Consider the following 23227-nt stretch of genomic DNA (forward strand, 5'->3'; position numbering starts at 1 on the left):
GCCAGTGCCTTCGCACTGGCGGGTTTTTCTTTGCCCGGACGGCCACCTACTCGGGAATGTTGGTGGCCCGAAGCTCGATGGCACCGCGCGGCGCCGCCCGGACAGCGCGCACAGCCTCTTTCGCGATCGGTGCGTGCATCAGAGCGTTAAAGTTCGAAACCGCCTCCGCCTCTTCGCCGAGACCGAAGAAATCTTCGATCGACTGGAAGAAGCTCTTCTGGCGCGGATAAACCTTGAAGGTCACCCGATCGCCCTTCGGAATGCCCGAAAGCTGCTTGGCGATATCGGCCGCATCCCAGAAGCCGCCGAGCTTGTCGACCAGACCCCGCTCCTTGGCATCGGTACCGGACCAGATCCGGCCGCGCGCGACGTCTTGCACCTTTTCGAGCGGCAGCTTGCGGCCCGCCGCCACCTTGCGGGTGAAGTCGTCGTAGATCACGTCGGCCTGGTGGTTCACGGACTCCCACTGTTCCGGCGTGTAGGGGTCGAGGCTCGAATTGATCAGCGCGTTCTTGCCGACGCCGACATTCTCGCCCTTGGCTCCGATCAGTCCGAGCGTGTTGCCGAACGCCACCTTGCCGGTCAGCACGCCGATCGAGCCCGTGATGGTACCCGGCTCGGCCACGATCTTGTTGGCGCTGAGCGAGATGTAATAGCCGCCCGACGCCGCCAGATAGCCCATGCTCACCACCACCGGCTTGCCGGACGCCTGTGCCTTCTTCACCGCATCGAGAATCTGGTCCGAAGCGGACACCGATCCGCCAGGCGAGTCGACGCGCAGAATGATGGCTTTAATGTCGTTGTCTTTGGTGGCCTCGCGAATGGCCTTCGCCATGTCGTCGCCCGCGATCACGGCATCGCCGCCGAACGGGCCCTGCTTGGCGCTGCCGTTGACGATCTCGCCCGCCGCTTCGATCAAAGCGATCTGCGGGCCGCTACCAAACGAGTTGTCCGGCTTGGTGGAGAGGAACTGCGCCAGCGTCACCTGATCGGCGCCGTCGCCCGCCTTGGCCAGCGCAGCGCCGAGCGCGTCGTCGTCGTAACCGATCTTGTCGATCAGCTTGCGCTCCTTGGCGTCTTCGGTGAACTGCGGGCTGGCCTCGAACGCCGCCTTCATCGCATCGACCGCGATCTTGCGATCCTTGGCGCTGTCGGCGACCGCCACGTCGTACCAGGAGGTCAAGAGCGCCACGAGCTGCTCGCGATCTTCCTTGGTCATGCCCGCTTCCATGTACATGTCGGCGGCGCTTTTGTACTCCTTGCGCTTGGCGATCTGCGGCTGGGCCTTGATCTTGTCGAACACGCCCTTGAGGAAAATCTCGCCGCCGCCCGCGCCGGCCGGATAGAAGGCCGATTTCGGCTGCATCCAAATCTGGTCGCCTGCCGTGGCCGCGAGATAATCGCCAAGCCCCGAACCCTCGAAATCCTGCGCATGCACGATCACGAACTTGCCGGACGCGCGGAACTTCTTGAGCGCCGACTTGATCTCTTCCGCGCGTGCGATCGGCAGATTGCCGGACCCCACCCGCACATAGATGCCCTTCACGCGGCTGTCGCGCTCGGCGGTATCGAGGCCCAGCACGATGTCCATCATGCTGAGCGGCTTGTTGCCGAGGCTGAACTTGGCGGGATCGGAATCAACGATCTCCTTGCGGAGGTCGAGGGTCAGCACCATGGCGCGAGGCAGTCCGTCGCTGCGGGCCATCGCGATCAGTACCACGACGATCACAATCAGAATGACCGCCAGGATGAATTTGAGAATGCCGTTCACCGCTCCGGTGACGATCGAGCCGGCCCAACGCAGAAATGCGACCATGGAAGTGTATCCTTCGAACGAAACGACCCATCCGGCCGCTCTGGTTCCCAATATAGGGGCGAACTGCGATTTGCGGATGTACCGGGACGCTACACCTCACGGAATATTGCGTGCTCCCGGTTAAGAATTTCGTCCTTTCCGGAGCGGAGGACCGGGATTTGCCGCCGAACCTGGAAAAGCGTCCGTCAGATGGCTCTAAGCCGTTGGGTGGACGAGATATTCTCCTTGGCGGGAACCATGAGGGGGCTGCTACCGACACACCTTCAGCAACATAATTGTTCCGCGGATTTCTGGGGGTACCCCCGCCCTTCGTACCGTGCTGCGCGCTTGGCCGGCGGGGCACGGCAGCCATGGCAGACAGTGCTTCTTGCCGCTGCGCCTCCAGCGAAAGCAATTTCAGTCCCACGGTCAGCGCGCGGGATTTCGCGATGTAAGCCCGGATATCGGCATACAGAGCGCGGCGCTCGCGGGTGAATTTGCCGTGCTTGTAGGCGTTGCGATTGCCGAGCGGTGCGCCGCGGCGAGCGGCTGGGCGACGTCGGCGCAAAGCGGGCGGGATGAGGACACGCTTTCTCATCGGCCCTCCTTTTCGAAAACGGAAGAACGTGAATTCAATTCGGCGATTTTGGCCTCAAGCCATTGCAGGCGATGAAAATTCGCCTTGCGTCTCGGCCGGCGATTTAGGGTCTTCAGCACGTCGCCAAAGCCGGCAGCCGGACGGCGTGCGCGCGCGGACAGCGACGCATCGCATAAGCGATGCGCCTCTTCCTGCGAGTGCTGCGCAGGCGCAGTGCCGCGCGTGTTTGCGGCAAGGGTGACCTCACCTGACATAGAAATTGAAGTGGGATTTCCCGCGCCGGTTTCAAGGGGAAAAGTGAGACATAAATCTCAATTATCGCCTTGACATAGTACAAAATAGGATTACATAGACTTAATAAGGAATAAAGTCATGAATAACAATCTTTCAAACCCGATTTTCCTCGACGCAGACAAAGCCCGCCAATGGCTTGAAGCCCGTTTATTTACCGACGAAAGCAAGCTCGACACAAAGGGCGGCGCAAGCTTCGCAGAACACGAAACTGTCTGCCATTCGAAGAAAGAGTCTGCGCGCGGTGAAGTGAACACGAACACGGTCGAAGATTTCTTCTCAATCTTCAAGCGCGGCATGATCGGCGTGTATCAGCATTGCGATGAAAAGCATCTGCATCGCTACCTTGCCGAATTTGATTTTCGCTATAATCACCGCGAAGGCTTGGGCTTCACCGATTGGGAACGCGCCGAAGCGTCATTCCGCGGCATCGTCGGCAAGCGGCCTAACCTACCGGGCCACTCTTAATGCCATCGTTTAAGGGGAATGCGGCGCGATTTTCCCGGTGGCGTGATCGCAGGAAGGATGAGTAGCTAATCACCGTCGTCATTTGTATCGGTTGGCTTCATCTTTTCCACAAGGCGGCTAAGATCGTAATTTGAAATCCCGGATAGCAGGTAGCCAACGGCGCCACCTAGAAGGGCTGCAGAAGTTTGCCCTTCAATTGCTCGTTCTAATGCCAAAATAACGATGGTGGGAAACAGCATACATACGGATGCGAATTGGATAGACCTAGCGCCTATGCCGCCGCGGCTTTTTAGTTTTGCCGCATTTACCCAACGATTGATCACTAGCCCAATTATGCCGCATGGCATTGTGAGTGCCGCGATTAATTCAACAATCTCCCTCGTGCTCATGGCGTTCCCCCTTGGCCTTTAAGCGCTTTTGCTCACCCAGCTTGCACTTTGCCGGTGTATGCATGGCAATGTCCACTGCATCCTCAAAGCGATTCCAGCACTTGGCGGGATCTTCAATTTCCGGTGACGGAGTAGGCTGTTTCTTTTCAACGCGCCCCCTTATGCAGCCCTCTGACGTCCAAGAACCTCACGCTCTATGCGTTGCACAGCAGCCTTTTCATCGCCTTCGAATATGGGCATTGCAGTTAGTCGGTTAGATGCCTTCTGGCGCAATTTGCGTGAGACAGTTGAGTCCCGATCTAGTAACGCGACAACGGAACACGGCGTTTCAGTCTCATACGTCACAGCCATTTGTGCCACCACGGCCTCTAACACGCGCTGTTCCGACATTGCCAAAAACACGGCAACTTTTTCGCGCCCAGCGGCCTGAATAATTAGGTCCGCAGGAAACTCAACCTCCGGCGAAATTGCCGTGTCTTCCAATATTACCGCTCTATCACCAAGGACCGTCCGTATCGCTTTGATAGCATCCTCGCGGAATGAACTGGAGGCGCGCTCTGGCGTTAGCAGAATTAGGTCCTGCAATCGCAACAGCAATGAGACGAATTTTAGCGCCGCCGCTGGAATTTCATCTTCCGGCATGGAAAGGCTTTTCAATTCTCCGCTGTCCGCATCGTAGGAAGCCCCATATTCACCAAGCAGTTGATCTAGGGCTTCCTTCCGCGTCTTGCTCTCAAGGTCGATGCCTGCCGCCTCAATCATCGGCATGGTTGTTCCATCGTCCTCAATGCGGAAACGTCCCATGTTGTCAGGGCCGGTAACGTAAAATCCGAGGGGCTCCAGGTCAGACAGCGTAAAGCCAGTGCTGATCGCCAGCCCCGCCTTAACGGCGCGGACGTTTAGCTGCTCGCAAAATGCCTTGCAGAGTTCACGCTTCATAGCGGAAGCGTCCCGTCTTCGTTGTGAAGCTGGAAAAACTCGTCTGCAACCTGAAACGCCGTTCCATCATCGGAAACACCGAACACTCCGCGGCGGTGCCGACCACGCGGCTTTGGAAAGCGCCGTTGCCATTGTCCCCGCAACGAGCCTTCCGGAATTCCGTTGACGTCCCCACAAGCCCCGTGAATGTGCCAACCGGGATGCGTGCCATGGAACTCGTATGACAACAGGACGCTCATATCGCGGTCCTGCTCCACCGCCAGTGTGGCGACGTAAGTTTCCTTGGGAAGATTGAAGCCGATAACTAGTCGGCATTTCAGTCCGCACGCTTCGAACTGGACGAGCCGCCAGCGGATAGCAGTGCCGAACTTGAGACAGCGACCGCGCCTCTTCGAAAGTGGAAATGCAGCCGGGGGCATATTGCCGGTCTGCCAATTCCCCCAGTTCGAAACGACCTTGTTCGCAGTAATGATCGTTTGCGCGCGTGTCACAGGCGCACACTAGCGTAATGCGTGTGCGGACGCGCTGCGGCAATTCGCAAGTAGTCAAGAGACGATTTGTTATAAGAAACAAGACTTTAGTCCTCAACCTTCCGTTGAGAAAATCCTCATATTTCAAAGGGATAGCAAAACTAGTCTGCTATGTCAAGGTGATAATTGAGATATAAATCCTACATATGCCGGCCATTTACGAAGCAAAATGCGGAGGGGGCGGCAGAAAAGCGATGGCGTGCGCGGGTGAAAAAATTTCGGGTCGATTGCCGATTCCTCTCCGCAAGAACTATCGCGCATGAAAACTTGTCATGGCCCGCCGCTGCGGGCCACCCAGGTGACGCCTGTCGCGTCGCCTCAAGCAATGACCGGGGATCATCAGTGACGAGGCAACACGAACTGGGTCGCCCGCATTCGCGGGCGATGACACCGAGTGTGTGACGGCATCTGCGCTTGCCCTGCTACAAGGAGATGATGAAGGTACGCCGCCAGCAGCATTACAAAGCGGTCTCACTCTCCTCTACACACCGCCTCGATCGCGCCGAGTTTGTCGATTTCCACGCGCACCACATCGCCGTCCTTCAGATAGACCTGCGGGTTCATGCCGAGGCCGACGCCGCCCGGCGTGCCGGTGAAGATGAGGTCGCCGGGTTCCAGCGTCATCACTTCGGAGACGTGGGCGATCTGGTCCCAGATGTCGAAGACGAGATTGGCGGTGTTCGACTCCTGACGCTTGTCGCCGTTGACGAACGCGCGGATGGCGAGGGTGTGCGGATTGGGGACCTCGTCGGCGGTGGTGATCCAGGGGCCGAACGGCGCGTGGGTGTCGAAGCTCTTGCCCAGCATCCACTGCGAGGTCGCCATCTGCCAGTCGCGGGCGCTGACATCGTTGCCGACGCAATAGCCGAACACGGCGCCGGGCGCCTCGGCGCGGGAGATATGCCGCCCGCCCCTGCCGATCACCACCACCAGCTCGGCTTCGTAATCGACCTGAGTCGAGGCCTTGGGCAGCAGAATCGGGTCGAACGGGCCGTTGGCGGCGGTCGGCTGCTTGCAGAACCAGATCTGCCGGGTGGGCATGGGCGCGCCGGTCTCGCGCACGTGATCCGCGTAATTCATCCCGATCGCCAGAATTTTGCCCGGACGCGGCAACGGCGGCAGCAAGTGCACGTTGCTAAGGAGGAGCGGCCGCCCAACGGTTGCGGCCGCCTGGGCCCGCAGCTTGGGGCCGCCAATTATCACATCAATCATGCTGCCAAGTGACGGCGGCAACGGGATAATTTCATTGCCTTCGACCCTCCCCAGACGGGCCTGCCCGGCAGCGGCAAAAGTGATCAATTTCATCGCCCGCGACCTTTCAATCCAATGTCTTGCTGTCCATATAAGACAGGGCTAGACGACTAAACGCATGGCAGGACAAACGGCGGGCCTCATTCCCGTTCCGTTCCTTGCCCTTTCGGAGCAGATGATGAACCCCCTCAAGGAACTCGGAAAATACGGACAGGCACCCTGGCTGGACAATCTCGGCCGCGGGCTGGTGCGCAGCGGCGAACTCGCCAAGCTGGTGAACGAAGAAGGCATCAAGGGGGTCACATCAAATCCCGCGATTTTCGAAAAGTCGATGGGCCATAGCGACGAGTACAACGAGGAAATCCGCTCGCTGCTCGATGCCGGCGTGGTCGAGATCGGCGAAGTGTTCAACAATCTCGCCTTCACCGACATCCGTTCCGCCTGCGACGTCCTGAAGACGGTCTACGACGAGACCAAGGGCGGTGACGGCTTCGTCAGCATGGAATGCAATCCGTATCTGGCGAACGACACCGAGGCGACGCTGACCGAAGCCCGCCATCTGTGGAAGACGATCGACCGCAAGAACGTGATGATCAAAGTGCCGGCGACCGATGCCGGCATCCCGGCGATCCGCACGCTGCTGTCGGAAGGCATCAACGTCAACGTGACGCTGCTGTTCGCCACCGAGTATTACCGCAAGGTCGCCGAAGCCTATATCGCCGGCCTCGAAGGCCTGCCGAAGGATTACGACCTGTCGACGGTTTCGAGCGTCGCCAGCTTCTTCATCAGCCGCATCGACTCCAAGATCGACGGCGCCCTCGACAAGCTGATCGCCAATGGCGGCGACAAGGCCAAGCTCGAAGCCCTCAAGGGCAAAGTCGCCATCGCCAACGCCAAGCTCGCCTATCGCGATTACGAGAAGATCTTCTCCGGCCCGCGCTGGGAAAAGCTGGCCAAGCGCGGCGCCCGTCCGCAGCGCCTGCTCTGGGCCTCGACCGGCACCAAGAACAAGGCCTATCCGGATACGCTGTATGTCGACACCCTGGTCGGCGACAACACCGTCAACACGATGCCGCCGGCCACCGTCGCGGCCGAACGCGATCACGGCAAGCCGACCGCCAATGCGATCAAGGAAGACCTCAAGGGCGCCGAAAAGATCCTGCGCGATCTCGCAGCGGCCGGCATCAACCTCGACGAAATCACCGATACGCTCTTGGTGGAAGGCGTCGATCTGTTCGCGGTCGCCGCGGACCAGCTCTACGGCGCCATCGCCGGCAAGTGCGATGAACTGACCGGCAAGAAGCTGCGCATGACGTGGTCGCTCGGCGTCGACAAGGAAGCCGTCGACGGCTGGGTCAAGACCTGGACCAAGAAAGGTTACATCCGCAGCCTGTGGGCCCAGGACAAGACGATCTGGACCAACAGCGACGAAGACAAGTGGCTCGGCTGGCTCGATGCCCCGACCACCGCGAAGGCCAATCTCGCTCAGCTCGAAGCGTTCAGCGCCAAGGTGAAGGCCGAAGGCTGGACCGATGTCGTGCTGCTCGGCATGGGCGGTTCGAGCCTCGGCGCCGAAGTGCTGCGCGAAGTCCTGGCCAAGAACGGCACGCCGAAGTTCCACATCCTCGACTCCACCAGCCCCGACGAAGTCGGCACGCTGAATGCGAAGCTCGATCCGGCCAAGACGCTGTTCATCGTCGCCTCGAAGTCGGGCTCGACGCTGGAACCGAACCTGTTCAAGGATTTCTTCTACGATCGCGTCGTGTCGACGGTCGGCAAGGACAAGGCCGGCAGCCATTTCGTGGCGATCACCGATCCGGGCTCCTCGCTCGAGAAGGACGCCAAGGCGGAAGGCTTCGCCGCAATCTTCGAAGGCAAGAAGAACATCGGCGGGCGCTATTCGGTGCTGTCGAACTTCGGCCTGGTTCCGGCCGCCGCGATGGGCATCGACCTCAAGGCGTTCGTCCATAACGCGCTGGCCGCGGAAGCGGCTTGCGGACCGCTGTCGCCGCCTCCGACCAATCCCGGCGCCCAGCTCGGCATCGCGCTCGGCACGCTGGCGCGCGCCGGCAAGAACAAGCTGACCATCTTCGCCTCGAAGAGCCTCGAAAGCTTCGGCGCCTGGGCGGAGCAGCTGATCGCCGAGTCCACCGGCAAGCACGGCAAGGGCATCATCCCGGTCGACGGCGAGCCGGCCGGTTCGGCCGCCAGCTACGGCCAGGATCGCACCTTCGTCGTCCTCAAGCTCAAGGGCGAAGAAGCGCGCGATGCGCTGGTCACGGCGCTGAAGCCGCTCGGCCATCCGGTGATCGAGATCGAAGTCGACGAGCCGATGCAGCTCGCGCGTCTCTACTACGTGTTCGAGATCGCCACCGCGGTCGCGGGCGCGGCGCTGCAGATCAATCCGTTCGATCAGCCCGACGTCGAAGCCGCCAAGGTCAAGGCGCGGGCGCTGATGGAAGCGGGCGGCGCCAAGGACACCGACAAGCCGGTGTTCCAGGGCGGCGGCGTGTCGGTCTATGCCGATGCGGCCAATGCCAAGACGCTGGCGGGTGCCAAGTCGCTGGAAGACGTCTTGAAGGCCCACTTCAAGCGCGTCGGCCGCAACGACTACGTCGCCCTCGTCGCCTTCATCGAACGCAATGCGGAACACGCCGCCGAACTCGACGCCATGCGCGCGGCGCTGCGCGATGCGACGGGCGCTGCGGTGTGCCTCGGCTTCGGCCCGCGCTTCCTGCATTCGACCGGTCAGGCCTACAAGGGCGGACCCGCCACCGGCGTGTTCCTGCAGGTGACGGCCGCTCCGGTGCATGACGTAGCGGTACCGGGCCGCGGTTACAGCTTCGGCGCGGTCGTTGCGGCGCAAGCCGCCGGCGATCTCGGCGTGCTGGTGGAACGCGGACGCCGCGCCGTGCGCGTCCACCTTGACAATGTGGACCAGGGACTGGCTACGCTGCGGGGAGCAATCGAAGCCGCAGTGAAATAGGAGATGTGATGCAACTCGGAATCGTCGGCCTCGGCCGCATGGGTGCCAACATAGCCCGGCGGCTTATGCGCGGCGGACATTCCGTAGTTGCCTTCGACGTCAACTCCGAAGCGGTCGCCGGCTTGGCCAAAGAAGGCGCCAAGCCGGCCCGCTCTCTCAAGGAACTGGTCGATCTTCTCACCCCGCCGCGCGCGGTATGGGTGATGCTTCCCGCCGGCAAGATCACCGAAGACACGATCGACAGCCTCGCCGTCCTGATGGCCGCAGGCGATACCGTGATCGATGGCGGCAACACCTACTACAAGGACGATATCCGGCGGGCGGCGGCGCTGCGGCCGAAGTCGCTCGGCTATGTCGATGTCGGCACCTCGGGCGGCATCTGGGGCCTCGAACGCGGCTACTGCATGATGATCGGCGGCGACAAGGATGTCGTCGAACGCCTCGATCCGATCTTCGCCACGCTGGCGCCGGGCGTCGGCAGCATCGAGAAAACCACCGGCCGCGACGGCCGCGATCCGCGCGTCGAAAACGGCTACATGCATTGCGGGCCGGCAGGCTCGGGCCATTTCGTCAAAATGGTCCATAACGGCATCGAATACGGCCTGATGCAGGCCTATGCCGAAGGCTTCGAAATCCTCGAACGCAAGAAAGACGACAAGCTGCCCGAAGCCGAGCGCTTCGATCTCGATCTCGCCGACGTCGCCGAAGTGTGGCGGCGGGGCAGCGTGGTATCGTCGTGGCTGCTCGATCTGACGGCATTGGCGCTGGCCGAAAACGGCAAGCTCGACAACTTCGCCGGCTTCGTCGACGACTCCGGCGAAGGCCGCTGGACCATCGAAGCGGCGATCGAAGAAGCGGTGCCGGCCAACGTGCTCTCCGCCGCGCTCTACGACCGCTTCGCTTCGCGCCTGCCGCAGCGTTTCGCCGACCGGCTCTTGTCCGCGATGCGCGCCAAGTTCGGCGGCCACGTCGAAGGCAAGCTGAAGCCGTGACGGCGCCGCGCACCGAAAAATTCGCCGATCCGCAGGACCTCGCCTTGCGTGCCGCCGACTGGATGGCGGGCGTCATCGCCGCCGCGGACGCTCCGTTCCGCATGGCGCTGTCGGGCGGCAACTCCCCGCGCCTTCTGTACGGCGAACTTTCGCTGCGCCGGATCGACTGGTCGAAGGTGCGCTTCTATTGGATCGACGAGCGCTTCGTGCCGCCCGATCATCCCGACAGCAATCTGCGCATGGCGCGCGAAACGCTGCTGGCGCATATCCCGATACAGCCGGACCAGGTCCACGCCATGCCGACGCTGAGCGATCCCGAGACCGCCGCGCGCGCCTACGAGGACGACCTCAAAAGCGCCTACGGCGCGACGGACCTGGATGCCGCACGGCCGCTGTTCGATCTCACGCTGATCGGGCTCGGCAGCGACGGACACATCTGCTCGCTGCTGCCGGGATCGCCGGTGCTGGAGGAGCGCACGCGTTGGGTGGCGCCGGTGACACAAGGACGGCCGGAAGTCCGGCTGACCCTCACCTACCCCGCAGTGGAATCGAGCCGCCTCACCGTGTTCCTGGTTACCGGCCGGGACAAAGCCGAAGCGGTCAAACGGGTGCGGCAAGGCGATCAAAACCTGCCCGGCGGACGGCTCCGTCCACAGGGCGAGACGGTCTGGCTCTTGGACCGCGCGGCGGCATCGCTACTCTAGGGCAACGATCAGAATCAGAACCAGGGGGCTGTCATGCCGGCGCGTATCCTTTCCATCGATGTCGGCGGGACCGGCCTCAAGGCGGCCGTTCTCAACCGCGACGGCGAACTCGTCAGCGACCATCTGCGCGTCCTGACGCCGAAGCCCTGCCCGCCCGACCTCTTGGTGAAAACCGTCAAGCTCTTGGTGGCGCCGTTCAAGACCTACGACTGCGTGGCGATGGGCTTTCCCGGCGTGGTGCGCGACGGGCGCATCATCACCGCGCCCAATCTCGGCACCGATCTCTATGCCGGCTTCGCGCTGGCGGCGAAAATGGCGAAAGCGCTGGGCAAGCCGGTGCGCATCGCCAACGACGCCGACGTGCAGGGTTTTGCCGTGGTCAAAGGCGAAGGCCTCGAAATGGTGGCGACGCTCGGCACCGGCTTCGGCACCTCGCTGTTCCGCGACGGCGAACTGATGCCGCATCTCGAAATCGCGCACATGCTGGCGAACAAGGACAAGACCTTCGACCAGTTCATCGGCGAGAAGGAACGCAAGAAGCAGGGCAACAAGGGCTGGAACAAGCGCGTCGAGAAGGTGCTGCCGTTCCTCTACACCCTGGTGCATTACGACCGGCTCTACATCAGCGGCGGCAATGCCAAACACCTGACGTTCAAGCTGCCGAAGAACACCAAGATCGTGCCCAACATCTCCGGCATCAAAGGCGGCGCCGGACTGTGGCGGCAGGAGACGTGGAAGTAGCCTCAAGCCGGGGCGGCAATCGGTTGGCTCGGAGTGCAAGAAGCAGTCGCAAATGACAGGGGGGAGACATCGATCTCCGATTTGCCTGACGCCAGCAGGCAGTCATAAGTTAGTCTACCTCATGTAAACGCTGCACTGCAGGTTACAGAAGAGGCTCTCGTTGGCGAAAAACATAATTGATGTATGGGACGTCCGCACATTTGATTCAGAACTGCTAGACTTTCTGGCAGCTCAGACTGGCTTAATCCGTAATTATCTTGATACAGACCATCGGATTTTTCTTCGTCACGACATTAACGAAGATGGCACCCGTTCAATTCTCCGGCCCGAAAATCGCTTCGCTTCAGATTTTTATGATTTAGAAGAAGCAGTCGGGCGAATGATGAGCCAACGCACGATACGCGCGTTCCATTATACTCGTCTTACCGAGAACGAAGCCATGGTTCTCAGGCAGGAAGGTATTCACCTCTCGACGCCCTTGAGCCTTCTGCGTCGTATCAGCGAGGTCGTTGCGGCTGGCGGCTTATCTGGGGCAACGGCAGAACTTCTCTATGCAAGAAGCCCATTCCAGAGCGATCAGCTTGAGGCGCGACTCGGAAAATTCTGGATGACCTCCCACCCGGTGGTCGTCACGGACAGCGGCGTCGAACCTTTATTGAAGCGCTGGGGCGGTGAGGTCGCATCAATGTGGATCCGTGATAAGGCGGTTTGTGCCAAACTTGAGACGCTCGGTAAACCTCGCATCATTGAAGTAGCCGCACCACTGCGTGTCACAAATCAAAGCTATCAGGCCGGAAAGGCAATCACCGCGACCTTCGCGCGATCACGCGGCTCCATTCCTTCGAAACAGGCGTTCGATTTATATACTAAGCAACCATTGGAGCCAGCGGCAGTCCTTCAGGTGCATACGGAAGGCGATCCGTCTTTCACCGAAATGGGTGTTAACTATCCCCCAGATTACGTTGATGTCGACATCGGACGCTGGAAGGAACTGACTGGAGAGGAAGATTGACCCCCTCCGTCTCGCCGCGCCTCCCCCGCTATTCGCACGTCGTGCGGCTCGATGGCTGCGGCTCCGCGAGGGAGGAAAGTTGGGCTGGAGACGTGGAAGTAACCTCAAACCGGACGCGGCAATCGCTTGGCGGTTAGGAGCAGTCTCAGAGGGATGTGGCCGGTATTCAGAGGCCGGGTTGCACCAACTTGCGACCTAGGAATGTCCTAGACCACGCCCCAAAAGCGGACATTCGCGCCGCCGGCGAACGCCCACGTCTTTGTGCACAGTTAGTCAGTAGAGCTACCGCCCACTATTCCGGGTTGGCTTGAACCACGTCGCCGCGATCATCAGCACGTTGTGAACGGTTTCTTGAGGCAATCACTCGTTCGCATGCCTACCAATTAGTAACAACGATAGCCCGTGCGCCTGCGACCACAAGAAGAACGATGTATGTGTTGGTGCGGGCTCGTTCATGCGTGAGCCCAAATGGCTCTTGGTTTTCTCGAGTGCAGTGCGCTGAAGACTGCGTACGGCGCAGGCCTTTTTGGATGATCTTGAAAGACCCTCGCCAAACATCAGACGGTAAAGAGCGGGATTGCCGAGCGCAAAATAGACATATACTTCGCCCGCATTGAGCGATGACACCATCGTCAGGCTGCCAGCCGTGACTGCCTGACATCCGGCCAATCCCGCCGGAGAGCACGAACGCCACGCGCTCCTACACCACGCTCGGGGCCACGATCATCAGTTGGTGCCGAAGATGCATTCATGGACGAGCGGTTATTCACTCGTTATATTTCGCTCAGGGGCTAAGCGAAAAATATTAGGATGAAGCAAATGGCTTGGAAGGTTCTAATAATTTTTTCGGCAGTAGTATTGGCTGTGCTCGAGGTCTCGCCGGCGGCACATGCTGATAAAGCCCAGAAACCCGATGCTGTGGAAGGTAAGTGCAACGACAAGAATGGGGTATATTTTCCGCCAAAGGGAGGTCATTCGTACGGATGCCTGTACCCGGATGGTAGCGGGATTGTATGCGGAGGGAGCAAAAAGGGATGCGACTCCTGGCCGGCTACCAGGGCGCTAAACCGTAGGCCTCTGCGCGCCAAAGAACTGGGTATGCCGGAGAAGCCAACCCACAAATAGGTCCGGCTATTCCGACTTCCCGGTTCCGTCGGGGAGACCGGATCAAGGCAGGCGACGCCCGGTTCTGGCGCATCTCGGGCTCTATCGATTGCGGGATAATCGCAGCGCCCGCAATGTCTCGCGGCGCGATCCCCGCTATTCGCGCATCGAGCGGCTTGATGGCTGCGGCTCCGCGAGGGAGGAAAGATTAGGGGCAGGTGAAGCAAGGCGCGAGAAGCTCTACTCCAGCGGTCGGTACGAGAAATAGCTTTCAAGCGGAACAGGATCCCCTGCGGCGAGTTCCAGCTTGCCGCCTTCCTGCCGGAAGTGATCCAACTCCCAATGCACAAGACGAAGCGCCTGACGCCTTCCGCGTCAATTCCAAGGAATCGCGTCGATACAAACGGGTCGTCGATCGACATGAGCATCACCGGACAGTCTTCCATGTGAAGCCTGCCTCGCCCCGGCACTAGTATCAAGCCTTGTGCAAAAGATCGGGCGCGGGTGCAGGCGGAGCATGGCCGCACACAATTGCCGTTGCGGTTCGGCGTGCCTATACCCCGTTGCGACCAAAAGAGACTGCATCATGCTGAACCGTCGCACTGTGTTGGGAACTGCCGCTGCATTTGTTGCCCTGCCCTCGGCACGGGCGGAAGAGAGCAAAGGCACACTGGTCAGCGTGCGCGGAACGCGGCTGTTCGTCGAGCGTTACGGCGATCCGGCGGCGATGCCGATCCTCTACGTCCACGGCGGGCCGGGGTCGGGAAGCTATGACGCGGGCGTCTATCAAGGGCCGCGCCTCGGTGCGGCGGCGCAACTGATCTGCCTCGACCAGCGCGGCGTGCTGCGCTCCGATCCGGCGGCGAGCGTTACGGTCAACGACATCGTCGAAGACCTGGAGGCGCTGCGCCAAACGCTGGGCCTCCGCCGCTGGGTGCTGTGGGGCCATTCTTTCGGCGGCTTGTACGCGGCCGACTACGCGCTGCGGTATCCCCATGCGGTATCCGGGCTGGTGTTCGAGAACGCGACGCTCGACCCCGACGGTTCGCTGAAAAGCATGATGCGGGCGTGCGCGGACCTGATAGCCGAAAAAGGCAACAAGCCCGACGCCGATGCTCTCCTTGCGCTGGCCGACGCCAACGTTTCCTCGCGCGAGCGCCTCCTGGGCTACGTTCGATACAGCCAGAAGCTCGGCGCCGACCGCGAACGCCTCTATGTCCATCAGGCGCCGCTGCTCGACTTTTTCAGCAAGCTGGTGGCAGCCTCCAATCTCGGCGCCAAATGGGGGCAAGGCAATTCGCAGTACGAGGCCCTGGTCAAGGACGATGCCTTGTACGAAGACCTGCGCCCCAAGCTGGCGGCGATCACCGCCCCGTCGTTGATGATCCGCGGCCGTTACGATCACGTCACCACGCCGGATCAAGTCGAGGTATTCCTGAAGAGACCGCACCGGACGCTCGAAGTCTTCGACCGGAGCAGCCACTTCGTCCATGTCGAGGAAGCCGACGGATTTGCCCAGTCGGTACTGCGGTTCGTTCGAGAAATTGAATAGCCGATCACAATTTCTACGGCGATGATTCCGGTTCCAATTACCAGCGATTGTCGTTGCATTTTACAAATCGGCATCGCGGAAAAACATATCCTGCGTCTACATGTATCCCCGCCAACACGTTAGCGGCTTGGCACGGCGCTTGCTGCCATTCGTACAACATAGCGGAGGAGTTCCATGAGCTATTCGCGATCATTTGTTGTTGTCGCGGCAATGCTGGCGTTGACCAGCGGTGCGGCGAACGCCTCAGAGCTCTATGACAATCTATTTTCGGTCGTCAACGGCGCCGACCAGCTCCAGGCCGGGTTGGCGGATTCCTTTTCGACCGGGAACTCGCACTTCGAAGTATCGTATGTCGCCCTAAGGCTGAGGGCGACCAACCCCGGCGACGGCGGCGTGTTCAAACTCGAACTGCTCAGCGACAAAGGGAAATTGCCCGGCAAGGTTCTCACCACCATTTTTACGATTCCCGATTCGGCGCTGAAAACGTCGCTTGACGAATACGACTTGCCTTTCGCGCCCTATGTTCTCGCGCCGCACACGCGCTACTGGATCGGGGCCGTCAATACGTCCGACACCCCCGTCTCCATGGAATGGGCTTGGTCGGACGATCAGACCGCCCTGGGTGTTGCCGGCGAATATTACGCCCCCAATGGCTTCGACCACGCCTATCCCAATCTCGGAGGTCCATACATGCTGGAGGTCTCCGGATCGGAAGTGCCCGAGCCGATGACCCTCACCCTGTTCGCAGCGGGTCTGGCGGGCTGGAGATTGCGCCGGCGCCGCAAGAGCGGGACCTAGCGCGCGAACGTCAGTCCCACCGACACGATGCGCGGCGCATCGAGGCTGAGGATGCCGTCGGCGGAGGATGAGGTGGCGACGCGGGCGTCGAACAGGTTGTCGGCGGCGACGTAGGCGGCAGGGCCGTCGCCGAATGCGTATTCCAGGCGCGCGCCCACGACAGCCGACGCACCGAGACGCAGCGTGTTGGCGTCATCGCTGAAGCGATTGCTCTCGTAGCGCACAGTAGCGGAGGCGGTGAGCGCGGGCGTGAGCTTCCAATCTGCGGCGGCGGTCAGCGTGGTGCGCGGGGCCTGAGCGGGGCGCTTGCCGGTGAGTTGCGGCGCCTCCGTGCCGCCGTGGACGCGTTGATCGAGAACATCGAAGGCAGCGGAGAGGCGCCAGGGACCGTCCGTGTACGTTACATTGCCTTCGATGCCGGGCGCGTTGATGGCACCGGCGTTCCGGCGCTGGATCAGCAGGCCGCCTGCGGGTACGAAACCGGCACCGGGAAACGTACCGGGACCGGCACCGACCGTGACGTTCGTCACTGCGGCGTGAAGGCGGTTGGCGAACGCGGTCAGATCCCAAGCGAATTTTCCGAACGCGCCGCCGGCGCCGATCTCCACACCCGCCAGCGTTTCCGGTTTTAACGCCGGATTGGCCATCGTCACGTTGTTGCCGAGACGAAACGGCCGGTAGAGTTCATTGAGCGACGGCGCGCGAAAGCCTTTGTAGGCCGCCGTGCGGACGTAGAGCGCGTCATCGCCATAGCGCAAACCCGCGCGCGCGGTCGGCAGCACGCCGGACCGTGACGGCCAATCTTGCGTGGTGATGGCGCCGGTGGCGAGCGTCGTCTGCGCCGTGTGTCCGTTCGAACTCGACCAGGCATCGGCGCGCACGCCCAGCGTGGCGAGCCATGGGCCCTCGCGATAGGCACCTTCGGCATACAGGCCGCCCACAACGCTGTCGCCGCCGGAAACGCGACCGAGCGTGAAGGCGCCGCTTTGATACGAGGCCAATTCGTGCGCGTTGCCGTGGGCAGTGCGGACATCGGCGCCGACTTCCCACGCGACAAGCCCCTCGCCGCGCACCGCCGCATTGGCGCCCCACCCCGTCGCAGGTGTCGCGGTTTGATGGTTCGACGGCGTCGCGGTGGCGCGGTCGGTGGAAATCGCGGCGGAGGTCTGCGCGAAGTCGCTGGTGTGAATCCACGCCTGCAAACGCCAGCCGAGATCGTCGTGCACGGGATGCGCAGCGGTGAAGCTCGCAATCATGCCGCTGGTCTCGGAGCCCGTGCCGACGATGCCGGAGTGGCGGTTCTCGCGATAGCCGCTGACGCGCGCCGATATCAGCGTACCGGCGACCGGCTCGGCTTGCAGGCGTACGGCGGCACTGGCGCCATCGAGCGTGAGATTGTCGTCGGCGGCGCCGCGCTGGGTGGTGTTGACGGGAATCCAGCCGTCGGACGCACTGCGGGCGGCACTGGCATAAAGAGACACGCCGCCGAGATCGGCACCGCCCGCGGCCGCCGCCCGGCGCAGCCCCAGTTCGCCGCCGGAGAGGCTCGCCCGGATGCCGCCGGTGTTCTCCTTGAGCGCGATCGTGCCGGTCAAGGCGCCGGCACCGTACGGCCCCGCTCCGGCCCCGCGCACGATTTCGGCTTCGGCGATATCCTCGGGCGGCAGCGCGCTCCAGATCACCCAACCGCCGAAGGGATCGTTCTGCGGCACGCCATCGAGGGTGACCAGCGCACGGCCGGCGGCCGAGGGCGCAATCGACCTCAGCGACACGCCCTGCGTGGTCGGATTGGCCGACAGCGAGGAATTGCGCCGGTAAAGCGACAGGCCCGGCACCTGGCTCAGCGCCTCGTCGAGTTGCGGCGAGACGCGAAGCTCGTCCGTACCGAGACGAACGGTCGAAAACGCCGCGGTCCCGACCGGATCGGGCGGCGCGGCGCTTACCACCACCGTCTCCACCGCCGCCGCCGGGGTCGTCAGCAGCCATACCGCGGCGACCATGACGCGAACCGGCGGTTGATATGTTCTGCCATTATCATGATATACTTTGTAGAATTGATCCGGGTTCACGCGCATGCTCTCGCAAAAAGCCAAGTACGCTCTCAAGGCTCTTTTCGTCCTCGGCGAACATCAGGGGACCGTTCCCGTCATGATCGCGGAAATCGCCGAGAAGGCAAACGTGCCGCGCAAGTTCCTCGAACAAATCCTCCTGGAGATGAAGCGGCGCGGCATCGTCCACAGCGTGCGCGGAAAGTTCGGCGGCTACGTGCTCGGCCGCAAGCCCGAAGAAATTTCCTTTGCGGAAGTCTTGCGCGTGATCGACGGACCGCTGGCGCTCAGCCCCTGCGCCAGCCGCACCGCCTATCGCAAATGCGACGACTGCGACGACGAAACGACCTGCGCCATCCGCCGCGTGCTCTTGAACGTGCGTGACGCCAGCGCCGAAATTCTCGAGCATCACACGCTCGCCCATGCCCTCGCCGACCGCAAATCGGGACGGCGGCGCAAGCGGGCCGACTGATCTTTTTGCGCGTTGTGTCGGCAGCAACACAAACGATAGCGGACCAAGCGTCAGCGCAAAATCGAACAGATTCAACGAAATCGCACGCAAACCACAGCGGTGCGTCGGGGAATGCTGCCATCTCCCACAATCTTAAACTATATTGACTAGGTAGACATTACAGATATTGTAGATGTGTTCCGGCCCGCCGGCAGGGGTTTCCTAGGGGTTCACCATGCAGACGACGAAGACCATCACCGCCGCCCTTATGGCCGGCGCCGCCATCATCGCCCTCTCCGGCAGCGCTTCCGCCGCCAAAAAAGCGAGCGATGCCACCTCGGCAGCACCAGCCAACACCGCCACCGACGAACGCATCAAGGCGCTCGAAGAGCAGATTCAGACCTTGAGCGATCAGGTCGTCGATCTGAAGCGTTCGACCGGCGATCAGTACACGGACATTCGCGCCCAGCAAGACGAACAGGTGAAGGTCACGATCGCCAACGGGCGGCCGACCATCACCTCCGCCGACGGCGCGTTCAGCGCCGCCATCCGCACCCTGGTGCAATTCGACTGGGCTTATTATTCGCAAGGCGCAGGCGCCAAGACGCTGCCGGCCGCCTACGGCCCCGATCTTTCCAGCGGCGCCAATTTCCGCCGTGTCTATCTCGGCCTGCAAGGCAAGCTGTTCGGCGACTGGTCGTACAACCTCAATTTCGATTTCGGCGGTTCGGGCGGCACCGAGAACCCCGGCCGCATCCAGTCGGTCTATCTCGAATACGACGGGCTGGCGCCGTGGGCGATCCGGGTCGGCGCCTTTCCGCCACCCGCCAATCTCGAAGACGGCACCGGCTCGGGCGAAACGATCTTCCTCGAACGCAACTCGCCCTCCAATCTGCAACGCGGCCTTGCCGGCGGCGACGGACGCGACGCGATCTCGCTTCTCTACACCGGCGAACGGGTGTTCGGCGCCCTCTCCTATACCGGCGCCAAGGTCCAGGATTCGGCCGTGTTCGACGAGCAGCAGGCGGCGCTGGGGCGGTTGAGCTATCTGGTGGTTTCTGCTCCCGAGTATCATTTCCTGGTCGGCGTCAACGGCACGCACATCTTCAAGCTGCCCGACGCTGTTGCGAACGGTTCGCCGACGCTCGGCAATACGCCGGGCGCCACCGCACTGAACAGCCTCACGCTTGCCGATCCGCCGGAACTGACGGTCGATTCGAACGGCATCAAACTCGCCAATACCGGCGCGCTGCCCGCCAACCACCTCACCCAATGGGGCCTGGAAGCGGCGGGAAACTACGGCCCGTTCTATGCCCAGACCGGCTATTACAGCTTCGGGATCGATCGCGCCGCCGTCGCTTACAAAACCTTTACCAGTGCAACAACCAGTGCCACGACGATTTTCCAACCTTCCAACAACACCTTCAGCGGCTGGTACGTGCAGGCGGCCTGGACGATCACGGGCGAGCCGCGCAGCTATAATGCCGCCAACGGCGCCTTTTCCCAGCCCAAGCCGAAAGTCTCGGTCGGACACGGCGGCTGGGGCGCCTTGGAACTGGCGGCGCGCTACAGCGACTTGAATCTCAACAGTCATACACTTGATACAACATCGCTGGTCACCGCCTGGACCGCACCCGGCACGCAGACATATACTTTCCCCAACACGGTTCGCGGCGGCGATCAGAGGATCGCGACAGTCGGGCTTAATTGGTACGTTTCGACAGCCATCCGTTTCGCGCTGGATTACCAATGGATCGATGTGAAACGCCTGCAGGCGCCATCCGCCGTGACCGTCACCTCCGGAACGCCGGCACTGCCCGCCGTCTGGGGCGGACAGAATCTGCAAACCCTCGCCTTCCGCGCACAATTCGCGCTCTGACCGGGAGCATCACGCCATGAACAAATTCGCCCTCGCGCTGGCCGCCCTTGCGACGCTCACCGCCGCCAACGCCGGCAGCGTGACGCTGCTCAACGTGAGCTACGATCCGACGCGCGAACTCTACAAGGACATCAACGCCGCCTTCGCCAAGGACTGGAAAGCCAAGACCGGCGACACCGTCACCATCAAGCAGAGCCACGCCGGGTCCGGCGCCCAGGCGCGCGCGGTGATCGACGGCCTCGATGCCGACGTGGTGACGCTGGCGCTCGCCTACGACATCGATGCGATTTCGCAGAAGGCGAAACTGTTGCCGGCGGACTGGCAGAAGCGGCTACCGGAGAATTCGACGCCGTATACCTCGACCTATGTGTTCCTGGTGCGCAAAGGCAATCCCTGGAAGATCCACGACTGGTCCGACCTCGTGAAGCCGGGCATCCAGGTCATCACGCCGAACCCCAAGACCAGCGGCGGCGCCCGCTGGGCCTATCTGGCGGCGTGGGCGTATGCCTTGAAGCAGCCGGGCGGCAATCCCGACAAGGCGAAGGCGTTCGTTCAGGCACTCTATAAGCACGTGCCGGTGCTCGATACCGGCGCGCGCGGTGCGACCACCACCTTCGTTCAGCGCGGCATCGGCGACGTGCAACTGACGTGGGAGAACGAAGCCTATCTGGCGCTCAAGGAATACGGCGCCGACAAGTTCGAGATCGTCTATCCCAAACTGTCGATTCTGGCGGAGCCGCCGGTGGCGCTGCTCGACAAGAACGTCGACCGCCACGGTATGCGCAAAGCGGCCGATGCCTATCTGCGTTTCCTCTACACCAAAGAGGGACAGGAGATTGAAGCGAAGAACTTCTACCGTCCGCGCGATCCCGCCGTGTTGAAGGCGTTCGCCAAGCAGTTCCCGTCCCTTCCGATGGTCACGGTCGACGAAGTGTTCGGCGGCTGGCAGAAGGCGCAAGCGACGCACTTCGCCGACGGCGGCGTGTTCGACCAGATTTACAAGCCGGGCCGATGAGCGCAGCAGGTTTCCGCTTCCGCAACCCGAGTGCGCTGCCCGGCTTCGGACTGAGCCTCGGGTTCACGGTCTTCTATCTCAGCGTCATCGTGCTGATTCCGATCGCGGCCCTGATCGTGCGGCCGTGGGAAATCGGCTTTTCCGGGTTCTGGAACGTCATCAGCGATCCGCGCGTGCTGGCGGCGCTGCGGCTATCGTTCGGCGGCGCGGCCATCGCGGCCGTCATCAACGCGGTGACCGGCCCGATCGTCGCCTGGGTGCTGGTGCGCTACAACTTTCCCGGCAAGCGCCTGCTCGACGCGCTGATCGACCTGCCGTTCGCGCTGCCGACCGCCGTCGCGGGCATCGCCCTGTCGCAGCTCTATTCCGCCAACGGCTGGGTCGGCGAACCCTTGAGTCATCTCGGTATCCGCATCGCCTACACGCCCATCGGGGTCATCATCGCGCTGACCTTCATCGGCCTGCCGTTCGTGGTGCGCACCTTGCAGCCGGTGCTGAACGATCTTTCGCGCGATCCCGAAGAAGCCGCCGCCACGCTCGGCGCCAATCGCTGGCAGACCATCACACGCGTCGTGCTGCCGAGCCTGATGCCGGCCCTTCTCACCGGCGCCACCCTCGCCTTCGCCCGCGCCGTTGGCGAATACGGATCAGTGATCTTCATCGCCGGCAACCTGCCGACGGTTTCGGAGATCGCGCCGCTCTTGATCGTCATCAAGCTGGAGCAATACGACTATGCCGGCGCGGCCGCGATCGGCGTGGTGATGCTGGCCGCCTCGTTCGCGGTGATCCTGGCGCTCAACCTCTTGCAAAACTGGATCGGGAAGAGACGATGAAATTTCGCCGCTATCCCACCCAGGACCATCCGCTGTCGCGCATTGCGCTGTCGCTGATCGCGATCGGGGTCGTGACGCTGTTCCTGGTCTTGCCGCTTGCCACCGTGTTCACCGAAGCCTTGCGCAAAGGTCTCGGTGTGGCCTGGGAAGCGCTCGACGATCCCGACGCCCGCGCCGCCGTGCGCCTGACGCTCATCACCGCCGCCATCGCGGTGCCGCTCAATGCTGTTTTCGGCGTTGCCGCGTCGTGGGCCATCGCCAAGTTCGACTTCAAGGGCAAGCAGTTCCTGACCACGCTGATCGATCTGCCGTTCTCGATCTCGCCGGTGGTTTCCGGCCTCATCTATGTGCTGATTTTCGGCTTGCAGGGCTGGTTCGGCGAATCCCTGCGCGAGGCCAACGTCAAGATCATCTTCGCCGTTCCCGGCATCGTGCTGGCGACGATCTTCATCACCTTCCCGTTCGTGGCGCGCGAACTGATCCCGCTGATGGAAGATCAGGGCCGCGACGAGGAAGAAGCCGCCACCTCGCTCGGCGCCTCGGGCTGGGATACCTTTATGCGCGTGACGCTGCCCAACATCCGCTGGGGCCTGCTCTACGGCGTGCTGTTGTGCAATGCGCGGGCGATGGGCGAGTTCGGCGCCGTGTCGGTGGTGTCCGGACATATCCGCGGCCTCACCAACACCATGCCGCTGCATGTCGAAGTGCTCTACAACGATTACCAGTTCGTCGGCGCCTTCGCGGTGGCATCCCTGCTCGCCTTGCTGGCGCTCGTGACGCTGGTCCTCAAATCCCTTCTCGAATGGCGCTTCGCGGACGACATCGCCGCGACGCACCGGCACTGAAAGCAA

General features: G+C 62.0%; 20 protein-coding genes and 1 pseudogene. 14 read left to right on the top strand and 7 right to left on the bottom strand.

The annotated features are described in order from the left end of the window. Positions 1 to 46: 46 nt before the first annotated feature. Positions 47 to 1816 (bottom strand): signal peptide peptidase SppA, encoded by a 1770-nt coding sequence (gene sppA, locus FHS84_RS05670; RefSeq protein WP_166931569.1) that lies wholly within the window; start codon positions 1814 to 1816, stop codon positions 47 to 49. A gap of 367 nt (positions 1817 to 2183) precedes the next feature. Between sppA and FHS84_RS05675 the strand changes: the two genes are divergently transcribed. Beyond that, on the top strand, positions 2184 to 2468 hold the full coding sequence (locus FHS84_RS05675) for a hypothetical protein (RefSeq protein WP_166931571.1): 285 nt from the start codon (positions 2184 to 2186) through the stop codon (positions 2466 to 2468). Between the two features lie 357 nt (positions 2469 to 2825). Further along, positions 2826 to 3165 (top strand): annotated as a pseudogene (locus FHS84_RS05680) (transposase); the annotation flags it as partial. Positions 3166 to 3217: 52 nt separating this feature from the next. On the opposite strand, the gene FHS84_RS05685 reads toward FHS84_RS05680, so the two are convergent. The 4 genes from FHS84_RS05685 to FHS84_RS05700 all read right to left on the bottom strand — a co-directional run bounded on the left by FHS84_RS05685 (position 3218) and on the right by FHS84_RS05700 (position 6315). Further along, on the bottom strand, positions 3218 to 3541 hold the full coding sequence (locus FHS84_RS05685; RefSeq protein WP_166931575.1) for a hypothetical protein: 324 nt from the start codon (positions 3539 to 3541) through the stop codon (positions 3218 to 3220). A gap of 159 nt (positions 3542 to 3700) precedes the next feature. Beyond that, complete coding sequence (locus FHS84_RS05690; RefSeq protein ID WP_166931578.1) at positions 3701 to 4480, bottom strand: DUF1828 domain-containing protein; 780 nt, start codon at positions 4478 to 4480, stop codon at positions 3701 to 3703. Continuing rightward, entirely contained in the window at positions 4477 to 4971 is a 495-nt protein-coding gene (locus FHS84_RS05695; protein ID WP_166931581.1) for a hypothetical protein, read from the bottom strand. The genes FHS84_RS05690 and FHS84_RS05695 overlap by 4 nt, the downstream gene beginning before the upstream one ends. A gap of 510 nt (positions 4972 to 5481) precedes the next feature. Beyond that, positions 5482 to 6315 (bottom strand): fumarylacetoacetate hydrolase family protein, encoded by an 834-nt coding sequence (locus tag FHS84_RS05700; protein WP_166931584.1) that lies wholly within the window; start codon positions 6313 to 6315, stop codon positions 5482 to 5484. Positions 6316 to 6439: 124 nt separating this feature from the next. Here FHS84_RS05700 and FHS84_RS05705 point away from each other — a divergent pair, with 124 nt between their 5' ends. The 5 genes from FHS84_RS05705 (at position 6440) to FHS84_RS05725 (ending at position 12696) form a co-directional block, all read left to right on the top strand. Next, on the top strand, positions 6440 to 9247 hold the full coding sequence (locus FHS84_RS05705; protein WP_166931868.1) for a bifunctional transaldolase/phosoglucose isomerase: 2808 nt from the start codon (positions 6440 to 6442) through the stop codon (positions 9245 to 9247). Between the two features lie 8 nt (positions 9248 to 9255). Beyond that, positions 9256 to 10239, top strand: a complete 984-nt coding sequence (gene gnd, locus FHS84_RS05710) for a phosphogluconate dehydrogenase (NAD(+)-dependent, decarboxylating) (protein WP_166931587.1) — start codon at positions 9256 to 9258, stop codon at positions 10237 to 10239. After that, positions 10236 to 10943, top strand: coding sequence for a 6-phosphogluconolactonase (pgl, locus tag FHS84_RS05715; RefSeq protein WP_208393710.1), 708 nt, complete (start codon positions 10236 to 10238; stop codon positions 10941 to 10943). Before gnd ends, pgl begins: the two co-directional genes overlap by 4 nt. Before the next feature lie 33 nt (positions 10944 to 10976). Continuing rightward, on the top strand, positions 10977 to 11684 hold the full coding sequence (locus tag FHS84_RS05720; protein ID WP_166931590.1) for an ROK family protein: 708 nt from the start codon (positions 10977 to 10979) through the stop codon (positions 11682 to 11684). A gap of 160 nt (positions 11685 to 11844) precedes the next feature. Next, entirely contained in the window at positions 11845 to 12696 is an 852-nt protein-coding gene (locus FHS84_RS05725; RefSeq protein WP_166931593.1) for a hypothetical protein, read from the top strand. 360 nt (positions 12697 to 13056) lie between these two features. On the opposite strand, the gene FHS84_RS22345 is transcribed toward FHS84_RS05725, so the two are convergent. Next, complete coding sequence (locus FHS84_RS22345) at positions 13057 to 13326, bottom strand: TetR-like C-terminal domain-containing protein (protein ID WP_166931596.1); 270 nt, start codon at positions 13324 to 13326, stop codon at positions 13057 to 13059. 1060 nt (positions 13327 to 14386) lie between these two features. Between FHS84_RS22345 and FHS84_RS05735 the strand changes: the two genes are divergently transcribed. Continuing rightward, on the top strand, positions 14387 to 15352 hold the full coding sequence (locus FHS84_RS05735) for an alpha/beta fold hydrolase (protein WP_166931599.1): 966 nt from the start codon (positions 14387 to 14389) through the stop codon (positions 15350 to 15352). 174 nt (positions 15353 to 15526) lie between these two features. Beyond that, the gene (locus tag FHS84_RS05740) at positions 15527 to 16150 is read left to right on the top strand and encodes a choice-of-anchor R domain-containing protein (RefSeq protein ID WP_166931602.1); all 624 of its coding nucleotides are present in this window, start codon (positions 15527 to 15529) and stop codon (positions 16148 to 16150) included. Here FHS84_RS05740 and FHS84_RS05745 read toward each other — a convergent pair. After that, complete coding sequence (locus FHS84_RS05745) at positions 16147 to 18150, bottom strand: TonB-dependent receptor (RefSeq protein WP_166931605.1); 2004 nt, start codon at positions 18148 to 18150, stop codon at positions 16147 to 16149. The two genes, FHS84_RS05740 and FHS84_RS05745, sit on opposite strands and share 4 nt — an antisense overlap. A 73-nt stretch (positions 18151 to 18223) precedes the next feature. Here FHS84_RS05745 and FHS84_RS05750 point away from each other — a divergent pair, with 73 nt between their 5' ends. The 5 genes from FHS84_RS05750 to cysW all read left to right on the top strand — a co-directional run bounded on the left by FHS84_RS05750 (position 18224) and on the right by cysW (position 23221). Next, positions 18224 to 18670 (top strand): RrF2 family transcriptional regulator, encoded by a 447-nt coding sequence (locus FHS84_RS05750; protein ID WP_166931608.1) that lies wholly within the window; start codon positions 18224 to 18226, stop codon positions 18668 to 18670. 214 nt (positions 18671 to 18884) lie between these two features. Next, positions 18885 to 20528 (top strand): porin, encoded by a 1644-nt coding sequence (locus tag FHS84_RS05755; RefSeq protein WP_166931611.1) that lies wholly within the window; start codon positions 18885 to 18887, stop codon positions 20526 to 20528. 16 nt (positions 20529 to 20544) lie between these two features. Further along, entirely contained in the window at positions 20545 to 21543 is a 999-nt protein-coding gene (locus FHS84_RS05760) for a sulfate ABC transporter substrate-binding protein (protein ID WP_166931614.1), read from the top strand. Beyond that, positions 21540 to 22376, top strand: a complete 837-nt coding sequence (gene cysT / locus FHS84_RS05765) for a sulfate ABC transporter permease subunit CysT (protein ID WP_166931617.1) — start codon at positions 21540 to 21542, stop codon at positions 22374 to 22376. The genes FHS84_RS05760 and cysT overlap by 4 nt, the downstream gene beginning before the upstream one ends. Next, entirely contained in the window at positions 22373 to 23221 is an 849-nt protein-coding gene (cysW, locus tag FHS84_RS05770) for a sulfate ABC transporter permease subunit CysW (protein ID WP_166931620.1), read from the top strand. The genes cysT and cysW overlap by 4 nt, the downstream gene beginning before the upstream one ends. Positions 23222 to 23227: the final 6 nt, after the last annotated feature.

It is taken from the genome of Rhizomicrobium electricum, assembly GCF_011762045.1.
GTDB classification, from domain to species: domain Bacteria; phylum Pseudomonadota; class Alphaproteobacteria; order Micropepsales; family Micropepsaceae; genus Rhizomicrobium; species Rhizomicrobium electricum.

What these genes read in the sequence shown, in the direction of transcription:
- FHS84_RS05720 (WP_166931590.1), top strand. Translation starts at nt 10,977, where the DNA reads ATGCCGGCGCGTATCCTTTCCATCGATGTCGGCGGGACCGGCCTCAAG.
- gnd (WP_166931587.1), top strand. Translation starts at nt 9,256, where the DNA reads ATGCAACTCGGAATCGTCGGCCTCGGCCGCATGGGTGCCAACATAGCC.
- FHS84_RS05700 (WP_166931584.1), bottom strand. Translation starts at nt 6,315, where the DNA reads ATGAAATTGATCACTTTTGCCGCTGCCGGGCAGGCCCGTCTGGGGAGG.
- FHS84_RS05705 (WP_166931868.1), top strand. Translation starts at nt 6,440, where the DNA reads ATGAACCCCCTCAAGGAACTCGGAAAATACGGACAGGCACCCTGGCTG.
- cysW (WP_166931620.1), top strand. Translation starts at nt 22,373, where the DNA reads ATGAAATTTCGCCGCTATCCCACCCAGGACCATCCGCTGTCGCGCATT.
- FHS84_RS05740 (WP_166931602.1), top strand. Translation starts at nt 15,527, where the DNA reads ATGAGCTATTCGCGATCATTTGTTGTTGTCGCGGCAATGCTGGCGTTG.
- FHS84_RS05760 (WP_166931614.1), top strand. Translation starts at nt 20,545, where the DNA reads ATGAACAAATTCGCCCTCGCGCTGGCCGCCCTTGCGACGCTCACCGCC.
- FHS84_RS05690 (WP_166931578.1), bottom strand. Translation starts at nt 4,480, where the DNA reads ATGAAGCGTGAACTCTGCAAGGCATTTTGCGAGCAGCTAAACGTCCGC.
- FHS84_RS05755 (WP_166931611.1), top strand. Translation starts at nt 18,885, where the DNA reads ATGCAGACGACGAAGACCATCACCGCCGCCCTTATGGCCGGCGCCGCC.
- sppA (WP_166931569.1), bottom strand. Translation starts at nt 1,816, where the DNA reads ATGGTCGCATTTCTGCGTTGGGCCGGCTCGATCGTCACCGGAGCGGTG.
- cysT (WP_166931617.1), top strand. Translation starts at nt 21,540, where the DNA reads ATGAGCGCAGCAGGTTTCCGCTTCCGCAACCCGAGTGCGCTGCCCGGC.
- FHS84_RS05685 (WP_166931575.1), bottom strand. Translation starts at nt 3,541, where the DNA reads ATGAGCACGAGGGAGATTGTTGAATTAATCGCGGCACTCACAATGCCA.
- FHS84_RS05735 (WP_166931599.1), top strand. Translation starts at nt 14,387, where the DNA reads ATGCTGAACCGTCGCACTGTGTTGGGAACTGCCGCTGCATTTGTTGCC.
- FHS84_RS22345 (WP_166931596.1), bottom strand. Translation starts at nt 13,326, where the DNA reads ATGGTGTCATCGCTCAATGCGGGCGAAGTATATGTCTATTTTGCGCTC.
- FHS84_RS05750 (WP_166931608.1), top strand. Translation starts at nt 18,224, where the DNA reads ATGCTCTCGCAAAAAGCCAAGTACGCTCTCAAGGCTCTTTTCGTCCTC.
- FHS84_RS05745 (WP_166931605.1), bottom strand. Translation starts at nt 18,150, where the DNA reads ATGGTCGCCGCGGTATGGCTGCTGACGACCCCGGCGGCGGCGGTGGAG.